Source organism: Streptomyces sp. NPDC059866, assembly GCF_042731325.1.
GTDB classification, from domain to species: domain Bacteria; phylum Actinomycetota; class Actinomycetes; order Streptomycetales; family Streptomycetaceae; genus Streptomyces; species Streptomyces flavusporus.
Genome location: NZ_JBHWJT010000050.1, coordinates 25,701 through 43,899 on the forward strand (window position 1 = coordinate 25,701; position 18,199 = coordinate 43,899).

Consider the following 18,199-nt stretch of genomic DNA (forward strand, 5'->3'; position numbering starts at 1 on the left):
AGGCATCGCCGGCGAAGCGACCACGGTGCGTCTCCTCACCTCCTCACGCGGGCACCGGGATGATGGCGAGCAGGGCGGTGGTCGGCTGGGGCGAGCCACCGGCGGGTTCGACGGTCACACAGACGGCCGTGGCCTCACCGAGCCGCCCTTCGAGGACCTGTGCCTGAGAGCCGCCCGCGGAGGACAGCAGGCCGGCGGGCCGGTACCGCCCCTCGTACCCGTACCACAGTTCGTAGACCCGGTCGCCGGTGAGAGGCGGCAGGCCCGAGGCGACGAACGCGGTCCGGCTCTGGGCCCGCGAGGCGATCACGCTCGCCGTCGCGCCGTGCGGCATCCGGCTGGTGCTGATCGTGGCGTCCGCGGCGGTCAGGACATCGGCGAGCGCGTCGGTGCCGCCACGGACGTCGGCGACCTGCTCGCGGGCGGTGTCGGCCTCGGAGTGCTGCCACCAGGCGACACCCCCCAGAGCTGCGGCTGCCGCCACGGACGCCGCCAGCGCCCATGCGAGGCCCCGCTGCTGCCGGCGATGTCGCCGCGAGGTGACGGCCCGCTCCTGACGTACGGTCGCGATCCGTTCGAGGACACCGCGGCGCAGGTCGGCGGAGGGTTTCCGAACCTCGAGGGCGCCCAGCCAGGCGGCGGCCTGCGTCACCTCGTCGGCTTCGCGCCGGCACGCCGTGCAGCTCGCCAGGTGGTTCTCGAAGGCGGCTTCCTCGCCGGGAGGCAGAGCGTGCAGTGCGTACGCGCCGACCCCGAGGCAAGGATCGTCGGAGACGCTCATGATCCGCCCTCCAGACACTCACGCAAGCGCTGCAGCCCTTGACGCATCCGCGACTTGATGGTCCCGACGGGAGTGGCCAGGGAATCGGCCACCTCCGTGTAGGTCAGCCCTTCGTAGTAGGCCAGTACCAGGGGCAACCGCAGGTGCCCGGCCAGCTCGGACAGACAGCGGAAGACGACCCGGTAGTCCTCGCGAACCTCGACCTCCTCGGCCACCGCGTCGAAGGGCCGCTCGTGCTCCAGGGTCGCGGTGCGCAGCTCGCGGGCCCTGCCTGCGGCGACGGACCGCACCCGGTCCACCGCCCTGCGGTGGGCGAGGGTGAGCACCCAGGCGCGGGCGGGGCCCCGCTCCGCACGGAAGCGGGCGGCGGTACGCCACACCTCCACCATCACGTCCTGGGTCACCTCCTCCGCCTGCGCCTCGTTCCTCAGTACCCGGTAGGCCAGCCCCATCACCGGCGGTGCCAGCGCGTCGTACACGCCGACGAATGCCTGCTCGTCGCCGTCGGCGGCACGGATGAGCAGCTCGTCCACCCGGGCATCGTCCGATGACCGTGTCCGCCGGGCCGGCGCGTCGCTTTCCACGTCCGCGTCGTTTCCACGCCTCATGACCGCTCCTCAGCTCTGCTCGACAGTGGCCCCTGAGTGAGGAAGACGCACCTCGTCCGGAGCCGTCCGCCTGACATATTCACCTTTCCGCCGGAGGCGACCGGGAGCACGGCCGTAAAACGGATGAAGAGGGGCGAACGAGGCCCCTACAGGTTGTTCGGAGCTGCCGCCTTCACGGATCGATGCAAGGCCTGCCAGTCGCATGCGATGGCTCGTTCGAAGCCATCGGGGGGCGAACACGAGCCCGAGACATCCCTTGTGGGTCAACCTCGGCCAGGCGGTCGAGATGACGGTGAACGCCCAGCGCCCGCTCTGCCGGCGATGTCGTCGCCACGAGCCCCAGCGGGCTCGCATCGCCGATCCGTACGTCGGCTCCCTGCGCCAGCGCTGGAGCGAAGGCGGCAGAAACGCCGCACAGCTCTACCGCGAGATCCACGAACTGGGTCACCCCGGTGGCGAGATGGCCGTCCAACATCACCTGCGACGCTACCGAACCGGGCGCGGACACGCACCCGTCCCGGGACCCGGGCTCCGTCGGTCCGCGAGGTCACCTCCTGGATCATGACCGACGCAGAACAGGACACCCTGGCCCCGCTGGCGTCCTTCGGCCGCAACCTCCGCCGTGATCTCGACGCCGTCCGCAACGGCCTGCCCCTGCCCCACACTTCCGGCCCCGTTGAAGGAAACACCAACCGGCTGATTCTGTGGAATCAGCGATGTCAAGCCGTGTGCTTGTGCATCACGTCGAGGTGGTGACGGTCTCGGTGAGGCACGTGGTTGTCCCTGCCCGGGAGGCTGAAGACCGCGCGGACGTCAGCGGGCCGGGTGAGGATGCTGGACTGCCGGCCGAACGTGAGGGTGTCGTTGACGTGGTGCTCACAGCCTGCCGTGTCCAGGGCCATGACCAGTTCCTCGCGGAGCACGGTGGCCTCGAACGACTCTGATGCGGGCAGGATGAGAGAGGGCAGCTTCGCGGTCGAGCCGGGCCGGAGGTTGATCCAGATGCCGCTGACCGCCCGCTGGGTGACGACCAGTTCGAGCCCGGCCCAGGAGTACGGGTAGCCGTCGATATCAGGCCCCTTCATGAGGATGGCGGGGTGCGGGCGCCCCGGACCAAGGAGGTCCTCGGCCTCGGTCAGGGGCATTCCGCGGTGAAGAGGCCCGATCCGGCCGGTGCGGGCGAAGGCGACGAGAACGTCCATCAAGAGCACGGCAGTGACTGTGACACGCCCCTGGGCGTGTTCGCATTCCGATGTCAGCCGGCGTCGAGATCTCCATGCCCTGCTTGACGTCCACGATCGGCAGGAAGGCGGCGGTCGCCGGGATGCCGAGCTGACGTGGCGTCGACCCGGATGGGGCGGGGACGTCGGTGAGTCGTTCCAGGCGGCGGTCGAGGGCGGCTTGGCCGTCGTCGACGGCAGCCTGCTCGTCCTCGGTGAGCGGATGATGGCGGCGCGCCTCTTCTGCAAGTTGGCTCTGGCTTCGATGAGTTGAGCCTTGGTGGAGGCCTTGGAATGGGGCACTGCTCGAAGAAGGTGTAGGTGCAGCAGCCGCCGGGGCCGGGGTCGTAGTGCTGCCGGGCACCCCGGCCGCGGCGGCGCCGGAGGCGACCGCGTCGCGGTCGCGAGGACGTCGATGGTGCGCATGGTGCGCGAGAAGTACCGGCGTCGTCGTAGGGCCGGGTGAGCGTGGTCGGGCTGATCTTCGCGTAGAACCGCGTGGACTGCGGTGAGCGGTGGCCGGGCCGGGCTTGCAGCTCGAACTGCTTCATCGGTTCCTTGGCGTTGTGAAGCCGGCCGGGGATGGTGGACCGGGCGCGGTGGCTGGTGATGTTTCCGCGGACGTAAGTGGCGGGACGCCGGCTTTGCGGCAGGGCAACTTGCTTCGAGTCGCCCGGATCTCGGTCCCGTCGTGCTGCCGGCGGATGCAGCCGGTCCGGAGCCGAGCTGTCTCACCGCTGCGCTGTCCGGAGAACAGCCAGGTCAGCGTGACCACGCAGACCTGGTGGGGACAGCACCGAGGGCTTCATGGGGTGTGGTGCAGCCAGCGCTGGAGGGCGGCGTTGATGCTGGCGGGCAGGGCGCTGAGCTGGTCGATGGCGTCGCGGTCGTCGGGGTGGGGCGGGATGCCGGCCGCGGTCAGGGCTGCGTGCAGGTCGAGGCGTCGCTGGTCGCGTGGGTCGATGGTGCAGGTGAGGCGGTGGGCGGGGTTCGGCGGGGGAAGCAGGTAGTCGGCGTCCCCTGGCTGTCCGGCGGGGGCCGGCCAGGTGGGGGCGGACTCGTCGACGGCGCAGGGGCCGGCGGGCGAACGGGGTGCGCTGTGCTCGAAGGCAGTGGTGGTCACGTCGCTCTCCTCACGGGCAGACGGGCAGCTTGCAGATGCAGGACCAGAGGCGCCTGGGGGCCGTGGCGGTTGCGGGCGTGGCGGGGCTTCACGCGGATGGCGTCATCGGCGGGTCATCGTCTGGTCCGACCGGTGGGGTGCATGTCGTGGTGCGTGACGGAGGGCTCTGTTACGCACTTTCGGGTGAGGAGATCGGGCTGTTGCCGGCTTGCGCGCCGGGCGGCAGCGGCGGGGCCGCGCACAGGTGGAGATCTCGGCCGTGCAGTACGACTCCCCGGGCTACGACGACGGCTCCAACCGCTCGCTGAACAGGGAATGGGTGGAGATCACCAACAACAGCCGCCGCGACGTCGCCCTGGACGGCTGGACCCTGAAGAGCGAAGACGGTGACACCTACACCTTCGACCGCTACCGCCTCGAAGGCCGCTCAACGGTGCGCATCCACACCGGCTTCGGCCGCGACACCGACAGCGACCTCTACCAGGACAACCGAGACTACGTCTGGGGCAACCGCTCCGACACCGCAACCCTGCGCAACGACCGCGGCCGCTTCATCGACGACCACGCGTGGGGCCACGACCGAGACCGCCACCACCACGGCGGCAACCACCACCGGCAGTAAGTCTGCCGGACGGCTGACCCAAAGACTGTCGGCAACGGGGCAGGCCTGGCGACTCGGTCTGCCCCAGGCGGCCCGGCCAGTTCGTCGGCGCGCTCGGTCGGCTCAGGCGTTGGGGCGCTTGCCGTGGTTGGCCTTCTTCTTTTTGCGGCCGCGTCGTTTGTTGCCTCGCTTGGCCATGGTGCGTATCTCCCTAATCAGGACTTTTCACGCCTTCGCCAGTCTAGATTCAGCCCGTGGGATCCGCATCAGCGCTGCGCCACCCACCCGCGCAAGCCGCAGCTCCGCCTCACGGCCCTGCCGAGCGCGCCAGAAGCGATCAAGCCAGGGATGTCCCCGCCCCTCCAGGCCGCGTCCCTCCGGATGATTCGATCGCGTCGCGGCACGATGTCCGCTGCACAGGCGCGGTGACCGATCCCTGTGTCCGGCGCTCGCGGCGCAGGTCCTCTCTCTCCTCTGTCCGCTCCTTGGAGAGCCACCGCACTGTCCCAGCGAGAGTCACGGCCGGCACCTGGCATCCGGCGTCGCCCCAGAGGACAGTGGGCTAGGGCCGTTCTGCCGATGTGCCACGGTGCAAGCATGGCTGACCTGCCGTTTTGCCTTCCGGAGTGAGGTCCCTCCTTCTGGAGAACCGACCGCGGGCTACTGGTCGTGCGCATGCGGGACGGTGATGACCGGGCAGTGTGCGTGGTGCAGTACGCCCTGACTGACGGAGCCCAGCAGCATGCCGGTGAAGCCGCCGTGCCCGCGTGCGCCCACGACCAGGCCGAGGGCGTCTTCGGACGCCTTGGTGAGGACCTGTACCGGGTGACCTCTCACGACCTCGTGGTGCAGTTCCACCTCCGGACGGGCTGCGGTACGCACCGTGACCGTCTCCGACAGCAGCCTGTGGCACTCCTGGACGGCCGCGTCCTCGTCGAGGACTCCGAGCCGTGGAGGGTGCCACACGTACAGGGCCCGCAGGGCCGCGCCGCGCAGGGCGGCCTCCTCGAAGGCGAAGTCGACGGCGGCCGCGGACTGAGGGCTGCCGTCGACCCCGACCACGAAGTACGGCTGCGGCTGGGCGCTGTGTTCCGGCTCCGGTACGACCACCACGGGGCAGGACGCGTGGGCGATGAGCGGGAGGGCGACGGCGGCGGAGGTGAGGAGCTCCCGGACAGCGCTCAGGTGCCAGGAACCGAGCACGACCGCTGTGGCGTTTTGCGCCTGCTCGCGCAGTACCCATGCCGGATGCCCCTCCGCCAGCAGCCCGGTCACCTGTACCTGCGGATGCCGGGACTCGACGAAGGCGACCGCCGCCTTCAGCACCCGATCCCCCGTCGCGTGCAGCGCCTCGTTCCACTCCTCCCAGGACGGCCGCCCGCCCGTCGGCCGGTACCCGGGGGTCGGCACGTTCTGCGCGAGGACCAGCAGCAGGGGCAGGCGGCGCCGGTCCGCCTCGTCGGCGGCCCAGGCGAGCGCCGTGCGTTTGCCGGGATCGGGGTCGACGCCGGCCACGATGGGTTTACGTCCTTGTGCATGCGTCATCGCCGACTCCGGTGGTTTCTTATCGGCACGCCGACCCCCGTATCGGCCGGTGCGGGCGCAGTCACCGCGGCCGACTCCGTCTTCTCCGGCGCGCCGGTGCGTCTACAGGCCCTGGGAGAGCAGGAGTTCGTGGGCGAGTCGTGCGCCGCGTGCCGCTTCCTCGGGCGGAACGTCCTCCGACGGGATGTTCTCCAAGCCACGGGCGAGTGCCCGGACGGCCTCGGCCAGGGTCGCGACCTGTGCTTCCAGCCGGCTCAGTCGGGCCTCCGGCCCGGGCGCGGCATCGGGTTCAGGGGAACGGTTCTGCGTCATGTCGTGCTCCCTAACGAGGTGATGACGGGCCGGGCCGTTGCTCGGCGGGGCGATCAGGCTGTAGGCCACTTGTCGTCGCGCCGGTGAGGTGCCACACGTCGGCTCATCGACCGGAGGCTCCCCGTGCCGGAGCGCTCGTCGTTGACTTCGTGCCGGTCAACGACCTGCGCCCGATGACTGAGCGACGCAGGTAAGTTGTCACTCTGAGTGTCCGTCAGGTCCTGGCCCGCTCCGTGCGGGGGCGTCGCCATGCTGGTACCTGGCTCGTGCGTAGCGCTCGGTCAGGCAGTCGGCTGGAGGAGGAGTGCGCGGATGTCGTGCGGAAGTTGCTCCATTGCCGCCTCCAGGTGCCCGGGCGAGACGTGTTCGCGTACGACGGCGGTGACCGCGGGAACGATCCGGGGCACTTCTTCGGCAGTGACCTTCGCTTCCTGGACGAAGCGGTTCACGTAGCCTTCGCGGTCGTACTTGATCGGTACGGTGCTGGGGTCCCAGCCGTCGTAGTAGGCGCCCCGCAGCAGGTCGGGGAGCTGCGCGGCGAAGTGGGCGGCCACGTCGACGGTGACCCGGTCGCGAAGCGTGTGCAGCCAGGTGCGCAGCACCCGGTGGGCGAGGTGGCGGTCCTCGGTTCCCAGGGCTTCGGACACCGCTTTCAGCCAGATGTTGGCGGTGTGGATGGCGTGCTCGAAGTCGGGTGGATGTGTGGGAGGCATCGGTCTTGCCCTTCCGGTCTTCCGTGGCACCCATGCCCTTCCGGGATTTCCGCGCCTTCGGGCGGGCGGTGTTCGGCACGGGAACGGCCGGCTCGAACGGAAGTGGCGAGGGCGCGGGTGGCAGCCGCCCGGTGACGTACCGCATGCGCGGCACGAGGTGGCTTCTCCTTCCTGCCCTAGGCTCCATGCTAGGGCGGACGGAACCGGTTGGCAGCCGCGCCACAGCACGGCGTCACGTGGTTGGGCGGACGGGACCGGGCAACGTTTGCCGACGGCTTTGGGCAGCGCTTGGTGATCAAGCGGCTTGAGCCAGTTGTTGGGTTCCCGGCGTTTGGGCAGTGGTGGGTCAGCGCAGCTCAGGGTGTCGTGGGCCTGGATGACGCCGGGGAGAAGGTGCGCCAGGGCCATGGGGATCTGCTTCCCATTGGCCAGGGCGCGGCCGGTTGTGCGCTTCCGAAGCCACGCCGAAGCGACAAGCAGCGCAGCTTCGGGAGTACCTGGCCGCAACAGGGAAGCAGGCCGCTGCCTGGCGCGTGGCGATGCGGCCGTCGCGCAGCTCGAGGCGCGAGCCGGTGAACCGGGACCGCATCCGGCGGTTGTGTCCAAGTCGTTCGTCGGCTCGTCCAGGAGCAGCAGCTCAGGTGCCGAGGCCGGCGTGGCGGCCAGCGCCGGGCGGGACCGCTCACCGCCGGACAAGGCGCCCGGCAGCCTGCCGTGATCCAGGTGCGGAAGCCCGAGCCCGTGCAGCGCGACACCCACCCGGGTGTCCGCCCCGTATCCACCCCGGGACCTACAACGCCGACGGCAACATGACCCAGCGCACGACTCTTTCCGCTGGTGGAAGCCGGAGCTGTCAGGGAGCGCCCCTGCGCTGGACCGGGATACGGCTGATCCTCGGCCTCGCGGCGGCCTGACCTTCGTGCCTGGCCGCGGCGACCGCCGTGCTCGGGGGTGTAGGCACCCTCGCATCGGGGCCGCCCGAGCGCAGCAGCTCCCGCCATTCCTCCGCGCTCCGGGTGACCGGCTCCGTCGTGGCGATGAAGTCCTCCAGTACGGCCAGGAACCGCTGCGGATCGGCGTGGAACGGGAAGTGGCCCGCGCCCTCGAAAACCTCCAGGCGGCTGCCGGGCATTGCCGCGTGCGCCGTCCCGGCGTGCCGGGCAGGCACCACCTGGTCGCGCGAGCCCCAGACCAGCAGGGTCGGCATACCGGCAGTCAGATAGCAGCGGTCGAGCATGGTCACCACCTGGCCGCGCCAGTCGACCACTGCGCGCAGCGTGCGGAGGAACGCATCACGCGAGGCGGCGTCGGGCAGTGCGTCCACCAGCCGCAGCAGATCCGGGGCGTCCTGGCCCAGTCCGGTATCGAGCAGTTTCAGCAGCCGGATCGCCAGGGTGGTCTGCGTCCGCACCGTCGGAAGCCGCAGCCAGGACAGGGCCAGATGGGCTCCGGGCAGCGAGGCCGCGCGCAACGCTGGGGTGACGCCGCGGCCCACCCCACCGGTACTCACCAGTGCCAGCCGTTCGGTGCGCTCGGGGAACTGATAGGCGAACTGCATGGCCACCCCGCCGCCCAGTGAGTGCCCGACGAGTGTCACCTTGTCGATGTCCAGCACCCCCAGCAGGTCCCGTATCCCGTTGGCATAGGCGGGCACCGAATAGTCGCCGCGGGGCTTGTCGGAGGATCCGTGGCCCAGCAGGTCGGGAGCGATCACCGTGTAGTGGCGAGCCAGCGCGGGAATCAGATCGGCCCAGGTGTCGGACGAGTCACCGATGCCATGGATCAGCAGCACGGCCGGGCCCTCGCCGGCCATGCGGAACGCCCAGCGGTGGCCGTGCACGACCCGGTACTGGCGCGGGGTGGACTGATGGATCACACGCAATTGCGCGCACTCACCAGGCTGTGGGGGGATGCTCACCGCAGCGACTCCTCTCCAGGGCGCACGCGCCTTCGGCGACTCTCCGGTTAACGCGCTCGTAACCTCATGCGCGTTGAAGGAATCTAAGTCGACAAGTCGATTTTTCTGGAGTGGGTTACATCACACCCTGCCTCGGCCGGATCCTCTCGGAGGGCATCGGAGTACCGTCGCGGCCTGCACTTCTGGGCGCCACTGCACCTCATCACAAGACGACTGATGTGGCATACGGCACAGAAGCATCACGCGTCGCTGCTCAGGCGTCGGCGCCCCCGGGTTCACGGAGTCGCCGCCCTACTGTGACAGGTGACGCGCCCGGGGTTGTGCGCTGCTGTCGTACGTCGGTGCACGAGTGTGTTCTGGTGTGCATGAGCGGGTGCCCGGCGGCGGAAGAGCCCTTTCAGGGAACGCTGGTTCGCCTGTCGAATGCGTGCTGCGGGAGGTGGCGGCGCCGTTCGTGGTGCCCGGCCCGTCCGGGGCGGCGGTCCGTGACGGGCTCAAGCACCTGACCGCCGACGACGAGCAGGTGCTCCGCTCGGTCGGCGACCACCTCGGCTCGCTCGCCTCCCGCGACCTGAAGGCACGCTGCATGGCCGGGCTGGATCACGAAGGCCACACACGACCAGTGGGGTCTGGCCCGGCGAGGCGGACCCGGCACCGGGTCATCGCGAAATCGCCGGTCGTAGTAGCCGGATCTGGATACGCCGAATCGGCCGCACATGAACTCGACGCTGTATGCGTATTTCTCACAACCCTATTGGGTCCCTGTCCGGAAAATTCGGGTCCCTCACTTCGCCGTCCTGCCCCGCCGCTGGAAAGACGAGCGCACGATCGGCTGGTACGTGAACGCCCGCCGAAACGCACCCGACTACGAACGGTTGCCCCGGCACTCCGAAGCCCACCACCTGAACCGGGCGCTCTTCACCGTGATGACCCGGCGTCTGACCTGCAAGAGTCCCCACACCAGCCACTGGACAAGGACAATCCTGGGTAGCCGACCACAGTTGGCTGCGCGTACGAGGTATGACGACCGAGGTATGACGACGCCTCACCTTCGGGTATCGGCTCCCCGGAGTCGAGTGCATGCGAGATCATGAAGCATGCGCCCGGATGCTTGGCACCTCACCGAAGACATCGACGACTTTCTCGCCCGGGCCTGAGACTTCCTCCGCTCGCGCCCCGTCCTGCACAACACCCCGCTCACCGTGATGGAGAAATGGCGGACCCGCCCGGGCGCGTTCGACCCCGGAACCGTCCTCTTCGGCCGACTGGAGTCGGACGGCGAGGTCCAGGCGATCTTCTACCGCCCTCCGACCCGCCGCCTCACCCTCACCCCGCTCTCCCCCGAGCGGGCCGACGCCCTCGCCGCCCGACTGGACCGCCCTCGGCCACACCCTCTCCGGCGTCACCGCGGACCACGACACCGCCACCGCGTTCGCCGAGGCCTGGCAGCGGCACACCGGCGCGACGCCCACGCTCCGCGTCCGGATGCACCTGTACCGCCTCGGCACGCTCACCCCGCCCGAACCGCACCCGGAGGGCCACGGCCGGAGCGTGGGCAAGCAGGACCACGAGCACCTCATGCGCTGGTGCCGTGAACTTGCCGCGGACCTCGGGGAGACCGTCACCATCGACGCCGACTCCTGGGCCGGCACCCGCTTCGCCGAGAAGCGCTACACCTTCTGGGAGATTCCGGACGGCACCCCCGTCTCCATGGCGGGTGTGAACCCGATGGTCGCCGGGATGGTCCGGGTGGACCCGTCTACACCCCGGCCCGCCTTCGTGGCCGCGGCTACGCGGCCGCCGTGACCGCCGAGGTGAGCCGGGCCGCGCTCGCCGCGGGTGCCACGGAGGTCGTGCTGTTCACGGACGCGGGCAACCCCACCAGCAACGCCCTCTACCAGCGCCTCGGGTACCGCCGGGTCGCCGACTGGGCCCCGTACGACTTCGCGTACGCCGAACCGGAAGCCAGTCACTGACCTCTTCGGATTGTTGTCGGGTGTTGGCCGACGGGCCGCTCCGTAACAGCGACCAGGTGCCCTCCACCGGGTTCGGATCCGGTGCACGAAGCTGCGCTGGAGCCTGGCTGCCGACGAAACCGAACTCGCTGCCCTGTACGACGTCGCCACGGGCTGCCGGGGCAAATTCACGTGCCTGCGCTCCGGCACACGGCTACGGTGGACGCGTCCAGGTGCGCAGGCTGCGGCTACTTCTCCTGTCAAGAGGGAGACGCGGGTTCGAATCCCGCCGCCGGCCCCGGCCGGTGTCGTCCAGTGGCCGAGGACACCAACGTCGCCGCCGCCGATCTTGATCTCTGGGCATTTCAGGCACGCCCCGTCCTTCTATCTCCAACCTGTGTTGTTCCTAGAATGGCCGGGTGAAGGACATCGACGCGATCGCGGCGTTGCAGGATCCGGTGCGGCGCCGCCTGTACGAGTACGTGGCGGCGCAGGGCCGCGAGGTCGGCCGCAACGAGGCTGCCGAGGCAGCCGGGGTGGCGCGCACGCTCGCTGCGCACCATCTGGACAAGCTGGCCGAGGTCGGGCTGCTGGAGAGCAGTAGCCGCCGCCTGACGGGCCGCTCGGGACCGGGGGCGGGCCGTCCCGCCAAGGTGTACACGCGGGTGCGGGCCGAGCGGGCGGTGTCGCTGCCCGCCCGCGACTACCGCACCGCCGCCGAGCTGCTCGCCGAGGCCGCCGAGCAGGCCGGGCTGGACGCCGGGCTCTGCGCGGCCGCGCGCCGCCGGGGCGAGGCCCTGCGCGGCTCGGCGACGCCCTGTGGCGGCCTTGAAGAGGCCATGGAGATGCTGGCCGCCCGCGGCTACGAACCGCACCTGGAAGGCGCCGAGGGGACGACCGGGACGGCCGCGCGCGTCGTCCGTATGCGCAACTGCCCCTTCCACGCCGTCGCCGAACGCTTCCCGCCACTCGTCTGCGGCATGAATCTCGCGCTGCTGGAGGGGCTGCTCGGCACGGACGGTCCCGTCCGCGCCCGCATGGACGCCCGGCCGGGGGAGTGCTGCGTGGTGGTCGAGACTTCTAAAAACAATCGTGATTGACATAGAAATCGGGCCGTGCTGGGATGTGGCCATGACCGCATCCCCGCATGCCGCCCACCTCGCCCAGCTCAACGTCGCCACGCTCCGCCACCCCCTCGACGACCCGCGCATGGCGCCGTTCGTCGAGATGCTCGACCCGGTCAACGCCGCCGCCGACGGCGCGCCCGGCTTCGTGTGGCGGCTCATGGAGGAGGGGGCGGCCGATGCCACCGGCCTGCGCCCGGCGGGCGAGGACGTCATCGTCAACCTGACGGTGTGGGAGACCCAGGAGGCCCTGTGGGACTTCACCTACCGCAGCGGGCACCTGGAGGTGATGCGACGACGCCGTGAATGGTTCGAGCGGCACGTCGAGGCGCACCTGGTGCTCTGGTGGGTCCCCGCCGGTCACCTCCCGACCGTCGGCGAGGCCCTGGAGCGGCTGACGGACCTGCGGGTGCACGGGCCGTCTCCGCGCGCGTTCACCTTCGCCTCCTCCTACACCGCCGCCGAGGCCGCCCAGCACCTTCAGGCCGTGCCGCCGGCGCAGCCTGAGCAGGCCGCCCGGAGCGCACGGCCGGCGCCGGCCGGGGACGCGGCGGCGGTGTAGGGGAGGGATGCAACCGCCTTCGCCCTCGGCGACCAGGGCGGTGTTGTAACCGAACTGGGTGGAGTGCTGGGGCTTGCCCCTGCGGATGGGCTGGGCATCGGGGTCGGCTCACGACACCAGCCGGTCGGGAATCGTACGGATCCCCCTTCAGCCGCAAAACGGTCTGCTCCAGCAGCCGACACGTGCCCGCCACGGTCTCGGCCAGCTCGCCAACCAGGTGCGTCAGCCGACCCGAGGGCTGTTTGCCCAGCGCACGACGGGCGTTGTGCTCCACCGCAGCAACGTTCCGCAAGGTCGCGGGCCACGGTGGCGATCTCACCGGTGAGCCGGTCGATCTCGCCCAGCGCCTGGCCGGTGCGCCTGCGCAGGTGCGTGAGATCTCCTTCAGACGTCACCCGCCTCCACTGTCGCGGCCACCGACAGCCCGCGCCAGCTCTCCCCACAGGTCAACGCAGTGACCACCCCGGCTTCTTCAGGAGCAAATGAAGTGCTCTCCCTCCTTCGCAAGCTCAGGAGGGAGATTCCCACCTACCTTGCGGCGGCGGGCTTGACGCCACGAGTGCGCCTGACGACTGCTCTCCCAGCAGCCGGGACCGCCCACGTGTGGCCGATCCGGTACAGGTGCAAGATGTTCCGGGCTGCGTTCCAGTCGGCGTTGCCGGACCAGCCGCAGTCGGGGCTCTTGCATACGAACGTGGCCTGGTCCTCCCGGCTGCCGGACGTGATGAAACCGCACGCCGAGCAGCGCAGGGAGGTGTTCGGTGCGGGGACCTTGACCAGGGTGCCGCCGTTGCGGGCGGTCTTGTACGTCAGCATCGTCACGGCGCGACCCCATGCCTCTTGGCTGATGGAGCGGTTCAGGCCGGACTTTGCGGCGACGTTGGTTCCTGGCTGGTCCACGGTGCCCTTGGCGGACTTGACCATGTTCGTGATGTTGAGCTGTTCCACCACGACCGTGCCGTAGGTGCGGGCGAGGATGGTGGTGGTCTTGTGCTGCCAGTCAGCGGCGCGACGCGTGGCTCTTGCGCGGAGCTGCTTGATCTGGTCGTAGGTGCTGCGGAGCCGGTTCGAGAACCGTTCCTTGGGCTTGCGGAAGCTCTTGCGGTGCGCGGCCCGTTGCTCCAGGCGGAGCAGCTTGGCTTTCTCGTCCGTATTCAGCCACTTGTCGCGGTCGGCTGTGCCGTCCGGGAGCCGGGCGGGGCGGCCGTGGTCCTGGTGGTTGCCGTCGGACAACGCAAGGGGAAGGTTGACCCCGGCGTCGATGCCGACCTTCGGCCCCTGGCGGGGCTCGGGCTTCGGTTCGAGGGTCTGGATGCGGAAGGCGATGTGCCAACCCAAAGCGTCCTTGACGAGCCGGGCGCCGGTGATCCGGTGGTCCTTGTCGGCGTGTTTGCCGATGGGGAGGTCTTTGGTCCAGCGGAAGCGGACACGGCCGATCTTGGGGATGTTGACCATGCCCCACCGGCGGTGCACCCGCTTGATCTGCAAGTCCCGTCCCTGCGGGATGTCCACGGACATCACCGACCGGATACGGGCCTTGAAATTCGGCTCCTCGGCGCGGCCGTCCCAGCAGTTGCGCCACGCCTGGAAATACGTCTTCAGCACGGCTTGCGCAGCCTGAGCGGGCAGCACGCCGAGCCACTCGACATCTTTGCGGGCCTGCCGTATCGCCGCGTCCGCGGCCTTCAACGAGCGCCGGCACTTCGGCGTCATCGTCCAGAAGTCATGCAGCAGGTTCCACGTCGCACGGGCGGCGTGGGCCTGGTCGTCCATGAGCCGGGCCTGCGCAGGACTCAGCGCCAGCCGGGCGCGATGCCCTAACTGCCGCTTCTCCCAGGCGAGTTCGCCGCTCATGCGATCACTCCACCATTCGGTTTATGTCACCCAGATGGAGCCCAAACCCCCGATATCAGGCGCGGTCGTCACGTCGTCCACAACCTCCATGTTCACTTGGTTTTTGTCACCAGGTACCGGCGCAAGGCCATGACCGGCGCGATGCTCACGCGCTGCGAAGAGATCATGCGGGAGATCTGCGGCGACTTCGAAGCCGAGCTGAAGCAGTTCAACGGCGAAGAGGATCACGTACACCTGCTGGTGCACTATCCGCCGAAGGTCCAGCTCTCCAAGCTGGTCAACTCCCTCAAGGGAGTCTCCGCCCGACTGCTGCGCAAGGAGTACGAGGCGCACGTCCGCCGGTACCTGTGAGGCGGACACTTCTGGTCCGGCTCGTACTTCGCCGGAAGCTGCGGCGGGGCGCCGCTGACCGTCGTACGCCAGTACATCGAGAACCAGCAGCGCCCTGTGTGAGCCTTGCTTCGCAGTGATGCCCTGGCGCTCCGCGCCGGGAAGCCGAGGATGCGCTTCACCTCCGCCCTGAAGGGCGGAGCACTGCGCAAGATCAAAGGTAGACAGTGGCGGGGGCAGCCTGGAAGTGCAGGCAGCAACAGACGGACCCGCCCAGAGGACCCAGGAAGCTCCCGAGAGGAGTCATCGGTGTCGGCACAACCGCTCCGACGAGGACCCGCGCCCGGGCAACCGGCGGCTTTGACGACACCGTGATCCTTGCCGGTCAGGCACACGATGTCGCTTCCCAGTAAGAAATCGTATGCCTTCGATCAGCTGGCGTCTCGTCCTCGTCGGCGGCCGGCCGAGCTTCAGACCCTTCGGCAACGACGGTTCCAGCACCGCCCACTGCTCGTCCGTCAGAACTCCACGCGCCACGAACCAAGATCAGGCGTGGCTCGTTTGGCCCAACGCGGGTGTTGTTGTGCCAGTTGGGGGCTCGCGGTCCTTACGGTCTTGGTGTCGGTGCTCCGTGCTCGGGGCGTTTCCAGCGGTGCCGGCTGTCCTGCTCGGCAGGATGTCCGAGGCCGGGGTAGCAACGGACTTGCCCGGGCGACCAGGAGTGGTGACTTGCGATCTGGGGAAGCCTCATCAGCGCCTGGCAGTCTTGGCTGGAACCGTGAGACCGCGGCACTGGCGCTGCTGTCGTTCGCGATGCTGATCGTCTCACTGGACCAGTACATCGTTGTGGTGGCGCTGCCTGACATCGCACGCGATCTGGGCTACTCGGCGCAAACGCTTCAGTCGGTGATCAGCGCTTACGCGGTGGCCTCGGCCGGCTTCCTGCTGTTCGGCGGTCGCGCTGCGGACCTGCTCGGGCGGCGCAGGATCCTGGCGACCGGACTTGCTCTGTATGCCGGAGCGTCACTGGCGGGCGGACTTGCCACCGGGCCGGGCATGTTGCTCGCCGCACGCGCTTTTCAAGGTCTCGGTGGGGCCTTGGTCTTCCCCACCACGCTGGCGCTCATCAACACCACGTTTCCTGAAGGTCAGGCGCGCAACCGCGCTTTGGGCATCTGGGGCGGTGCCGGCGCGGCCGGACTTGTGATCGGCGTATTGCTCGGCGGACTACTGACCCAGGCTTTCGGCTGGGAAGCTGTCTTCTTGGTCAATGTCGTCTTGGCGGGTCCGGCACTGCTGCTTGCGTTCGTACTGATCCCGCCCGACGGTGAACGTGAGAAGGGCCGCACGTTTGATCTTCCTGGCGCGCTGAGCGTCACTCTGGGCGTCACCTTGATCGTATTTGCTCTGGTTCAAGGACCCGAGGTGGGCTGGCTTTCGCCGGGCATTCTGATCAGCGCCGTGGCCGGCCTGCTGTTGATCGGAGCGTTCGCAGTGATCGAGCGGCGCAGCTCCGACCCGCTGATGCCCCCGCGGCTGCTGTCGAACACAAACCTCATCACGGGCGTCGTCACAGCGTTCATGTTCATGGCGACCTTCGGGTCTGTGCTCTACTTCCTGTCGATCTACTTTCAACAGATCCTCGGCTACGACGCCCTGCAAACCGGCGCCGGATTCCTGATCCCCACAGCGATCGTGGTGGCAGGCTCGACGACGGCCGGCCAGTTCGTCACCCGGTTCGGGCTCAGAATCACGCTGGCGGCTGCTCTTGCCTTCGGCGCGCTCGGCGCTGTGCTGCTCGGCGTTGCGATCTCGCCGGACGGCTCGTACGCCGAACTGATCCCAGGACTTATTGCGCTCAGCATCGGTGACGGCGTGGTATTCACCACCATGTTCATCGCGGCCGCGACCGGAGTGGCAGACCGAGAACAAGGCATCGCCTCAGGCATCGCCTCCACCGGCTCCGGCGTCGGTGCCGCAGTCGGCCTCGCCCTCCTCGTCCTTGTAGCGACCGCGGGGCTCGACGACCTCACCGGCGATCGCCTGCGCATCGCGGCCGCAGACGGAATCAGCACCGCGATGTTCGTGGTGGCGGGCGGGATCGTCGCCACGCTCCTCGTCGCTGTGATCCGGTGCCCGACACCACCAGCACCGGAGTCAGCTGCCGTACCGCGCCAGTGGCGTCGCTGCTGACGCAGCGGTTGACGGGCCACCCTGATCTGTCACGGCGGCAGCGGCGTCGAGGTTGCCAACGCCTCGTGCGCCCCGGTGCCTGGTCGAGCTGTGCGACGCCGACCCGGCGATGATCCTTCAGCCCGGCGGTCGAGTTCGCGGCCAGTCTCCAGAGCACGGTGGCGCGGTGCCGCGACAACCGTTCCTATTCAGTGAGCAGGAGTGAGTGTTGGGCCCATTCCTGGTCACTGCGGACATCCCGAACGGTTCTGGGTGTCCTGGTCGCCCGCGTTCGCTCCGCGTCCGGGGGCACGGATCGTGTCCGTGGTCCGGGAATGCGGGGGCGGGGTCCCTCACGCCCGGGGGCGCCCGGTCCGGCCTGGGCGGTCCGATGCCCGCACCCATCGCTCTGGTGGGTGCGGGGCGGTGCCGTCCGTCGCCGGATCGGGTGTCCCAGGGCGCGCCGTCCGATCGCGATGCTCGCGGCATCGTGCCGGGTGGGTTTCCTGGTGGTGCTGGTGAGGGGCTGCTGCCAGTGCTGGGCGCCCCACTTGGAGGTGTAGGCGGGGTCGACGGCGATCAGGGGGATGCCGAGTTCGGCGGCCATCGACACCAGCCGGGCCCGCAGCCGGGAGGTGGGCATGCCGGAGATCAGCCGACGGAAGTGCTTGCGCCGCCCGTGTTTCTCGCGGGTGGTCTCGGCGGTGAAGTCGAGGTCCTCGATGGCGATCGCGAGCTGGTGGCGGCGGGCGAAGTGCAGCAGCCGGATCAGGGCGTGGCGGACCTGGGCGTCGCGGTGGGCGGCGGTGCCGGTCAGGGTGTAGCCGAGCCGGAGCGGCTGGCCGACCGGGTTGCCGTGGGCATCCAGGCGCCAGGCGGCGAGGTGGTCGGCGTTCATGTCGACGCCGAGCATGCCGTGTGCGCGGGCGGCCGCCAGGGGCACGACGGTGGCTGGGGGGAGGGCCCAGGACGCCGTCAGGTACCAGCGGCCGCGCAGGGTGTCTTCGTGGATGCGGTAGGCGACCGCGCGGTTGGCGGTGATGCGGTCGGCCCACTGCCCGCCCCGGTGCGCGAACGCCACCCGGGCGGTGAGCACGTACCGGCCGTGCGGGGCGTTCGCCAGATGGGCCAGCGGGGCGGGCAGCTTCAGAGAGACCTCGCCCTCGGGGGTGACGCGGAGGGTCTCGTTGCCGTACCGCTTGCCCGACTCCCCGTCGGCCTGCAGGAACCGGCGTGACGCCTCCCAGCGGACCCGCCACTGCTGCCCGGTCAGCCCGGCCGCATCGAGGTGGTGGCGGGTGTTCAGCAGGGCCTTGCCGCCGCGCACGACGTGCACCACACCGGCCTGCCAGTCCGCCCGCGCCGCCTGAAGGCGGTCCTC

Annotated in this window: 16 protein-coding genes and 5 pseudogenes; 8 read left to right on the forward strand and 13 right to left on the reverse strand. The window is 69.6% G+C overall.

What is annotated here, in order from left to right:
• Positions 1 to 43: 43 nt before the first annotated feature.
• The 3 genes from ACFV7R_RS41790 to ACFV7R_RS41800 form a co-directional block, all read right to left on the reverse strand.
• Complete coding sequence (locus ACFV7R_RS41790; RefSeq protein WP_385274372.1) at positions 44 to 781, reverse strand: anti-sigma factor domain-containing protein; 738 nt, start codon at positions 779 to 781, stop codon at positions 44 to 46.
• Positions 778 to 1,389, reverse strand: coding sequence for an ECF RNA polymerase sigma factor SigK (gene sigK, locus ACFV7R_RS41795; protein ID WP_129798107.1), 612 nt, complete (start codon positions 1,387 to 1,389; stop codon positions 778 to 780). Before sigK ends, ACFV7R_RS41790 begins: the two co-directional genes overlap by 4 nt.
• A 719-nt stretch (positions 1,390 to 2,108) precedes the next feature.
• The gene (locus ACFV7R_RS41800; protein ID WP_385274376.1) at positions 2,109 to 2,600 is read right to left on the reverse strand and encodes a hypothetical protein; all 492 of its coding nucleotides are present in this window, start codon (positions 2,598 to 2,600) and stop codon (positions 2,109 to 2,111) included.
• Positions 2,601 to 2,604: 4 nt separating this feature from the next.
• On the opposite strand from ACFV7R_RS41800, the gene ACFV7R_RS41805 reads away from it, so the two are divergent.
• Positions 2,605 to 2,883 carry a hypothetical protein gene (locus ACFV7R_RS41805; protein ID WP_385274379.1) on the forward strand — a complete coding sequence of 93 codons (279 nt, stop codon included), beginning with the start codon at positions 2,605 to 2,607 and terminating at the stop codon, positions 2,881 to 2,883.
• A 531-nt stretch (positions 2,884 to 3,414) separates the two neighbouring features.
• On the opposite strand, the gene ACFV7R_RS41810 is transcribed toward ACFV7R_RS41805, so the two are convergent.
• Positions 3,415 to 3,732, reverse strand: a complete 318-nt coding sequence (locus ACFV7R_RS41810) for a hypothetical protein (RefSeq protein WP_385274382.1) — start codon at positions 3,730 to 3,732, stop codon at positions 3,415 to 3,417.
• A gap of 208 nt (positions 3,733 to 3,940) precedes the next feature.
• On the opposite strand from ACFV7R_RS41810, the gene ACFV7R_RS41815 reads away from it, so the two are divergent.
• Positions 3,941 to 4,354 carry a lamin tail domain-containing protein gene (locus ACFV7R_RS41815; protein WP_385274385.1) on the forward strand — a complete coding sequence of 138 codons (414 nt, stop codon included), beginning with the start codon at positions 3,941 to 3,943 and terminating at the stop codon, positions 4,352 to 4,354.
• Positions 4,355 to 4,456: 102 nt separating this feature from the next.
• Here the strand turns inward: ACFV7R_RS41815 and ACFV7R_RS41820 are convergent, their stop codons facing one another.
• The 6 genes and pseudogenes from ACFV7R_RS41820 to ACFV7R_RS41845 form a co-directional block, all read right to left on the reverse strand.
• A complete protein-coding gene (locus ACFV7R_RS41820; RefSeq protein ID WP_099504217.1) occupies positions 4,457 to 4,531 on the reverse strand; it encodes a 50S ribosomal protein bL37 in 75 nt (24 codons plus the stop codon).
• Positions 4,532 to 4,993: 462 nt separating this feature from the next.
• Positions 4,994 to 5,878, reverse strand: a complete 885-nt coding sequence (locus tag ACFV7R_RS41825; protein WP_385274388.1) for a universal stress protein — start codon at positions 5,876 to 5,878, stop codon at positions 4,994 to 4,996.
• A 102-nt stretch (positions 5,879 to 5,980) separates the two neighbouring features.
• Positions 5,981 to 6,190 carry a hypothetical protein gene (locus ACFV7R_RS41830; RefSeq protein WP_129798113.1) on the reverse strand — a complete coding sequence of 70 codons (210 nt, stop codon included), beginning with the start codon at positions 6,188 to 6,190 and terminating at the stop codon, positions 5,981 to 5,983.
• A gap of 281 nt (positions 6,191 to 6,471) precedes the next feature.
• Entirely contained in the window at positions 6,472 to 6,903 is a 432-nt protein-coding gene (locus ACFV7R_RS41835; RefSeq protein WP_385274406.1) for a DUF2267 domain-containing protein, read from the reverse strand.
• A gap of 591 nt (positions 6,904 to 7,494) precedes the next feature.
• A pseudogene (locus ACFV7R_RS41840) lies at positions 7,495 to 7,692 on the reverse strand (ATP-binding cassette domain-containing protein); the annotation flags it as partial.
• Between the two features lie 64 nt (positions 7,693 to 7,756).
• A complete protein-coding gene (locus ACFV7R_RS41845; protein ID WP_385274409.1) occupies positions 7,757 to 8,815 on the reverse strand; it encodes an alpha/beta fold hydrolase in 1,059 nt (352 codons plus the stop codon).
• A 433-nt stretch (positions 8,816 to 9,248) separates the two neighbouring features.
• Here ACFV7R_RS41845 and ACFV7R_RS41850 point away from each other — a divergent pair.
• From ACFV7R_RS41850 to ACFV7R_RS41865, 4 genes and pseudogenes are all read left to right on the forward strand, one after another.
• Positions 9,249 to 9,465, forward strand: a pseudogene (locus tag ACFV7R_RS41850) (hypothetical protein); the annotation flags it as partial.
• 453 nt (positions 9,466 to 9,918) lie between these two features.
• Positions 9,919 to 10,797: pseudogene (locus tag ACFV7R_RS41855) on the forward strand (GNAT family N-acetyltransferase).
• Between the two features lie 398 nt (positions 10,798 to 11,195).
• Positions 11,196 to 11,876 carry a helix-turn-helix transcriptional regulator gene (locus ACFV7R_RS41860; RefSeq protein ID WP_385274391.1) on the forward strand — a complete coding sequence of 227 codons (681 nt, stop codon included), beginning with the start codon at positions 11,196 to 11,198 and terminating at the stop codon, positions 11,874 to 11,876.
• A gap of 31 nt (positions 11,877 to 11,907) precedes the next feature.
• Entirely contained in the window at positions 11,908 to 12,462 is a 555-nt protein-coding gene (locus tag ACFV7R_RS41865) for a DUF3291 domain-containing protein (protein WP_385274394.1), read from the forward strand.
• 6 nt (positions 12,463 to 12,468) lie between these two features.
• Here ACFV7R_RS41865 and ACFV7R_RS41870 read toward each other — a convergent pair.
• Together ACFV7R_RS41870 and ACFV7R_RS41875 are read right to left on the reverse strand one after the other, a co-directional pair.
• Positions 12,469 to 12,853 (reverse strand): annotated as a pseudogene (locus ACFV7R_RS41870) (ISNCY family transposase); the annotation flags it as partial.
• A 137-nt stretch (positions 12,854 to 12,990) separates the two neighbouring features.
• Positions 12,991 to 14,316, reverse strand: coding sequence for an RNA-guided endonuclease InsQ/TnpB family protein (locus ACFV7R_RS41875; RefSeq protein ID WP_385274397.1), 1,326 nt, complete (start codon positions 14,314 to 14,316; stop codon positions 12,991 to 12,993).
• Positions 14,317 to 14,319: 3 nt separating this feature from the next.
• Between ACFV7R_RS41875 and tnpA the strand changes: the two are divergent.
• Both tnpA and ACFV7R_RS41885 read left to right on the forward strand, forming a co-directional pair.
• Positions 14,320 to 14,769 (forward strand): annotated as a pseudogene (gene tnpA / locus ACFV7R_RS41880) (IS200/IS605 family transposase).
• A gap of 606 nt (positions 14,770 to 15,375) precedes the next feature.
• On the forward strand, positions 15,376 to 16,839 hold the full coding sequence (locus ACFV7R_RS41885) for an MFS transporter (protein ID WP_385274400.1): 1,464 nt from the start codon (positions 15,376 to 15,378) through the stop codon (positions 16,837 to 16,839).
• 184 nt (positions 16,840 to 17,023) lie between these two features.
• On the opposite strand, the gene ACFV7R_RS41890 is transcribed toward ACFV7R_RS41885, so the two are convergent.
• Positions 17,024 to 18,199, reverse strand: a 1,176-nt coding sequence (locus ACFV7R_RS41890) for an IS200/IS605 family accessory protein TnpB-related protein (RefSeq protein ID WP_385274403.1), incomplete at its 5' end; no start/stop codon positions are given.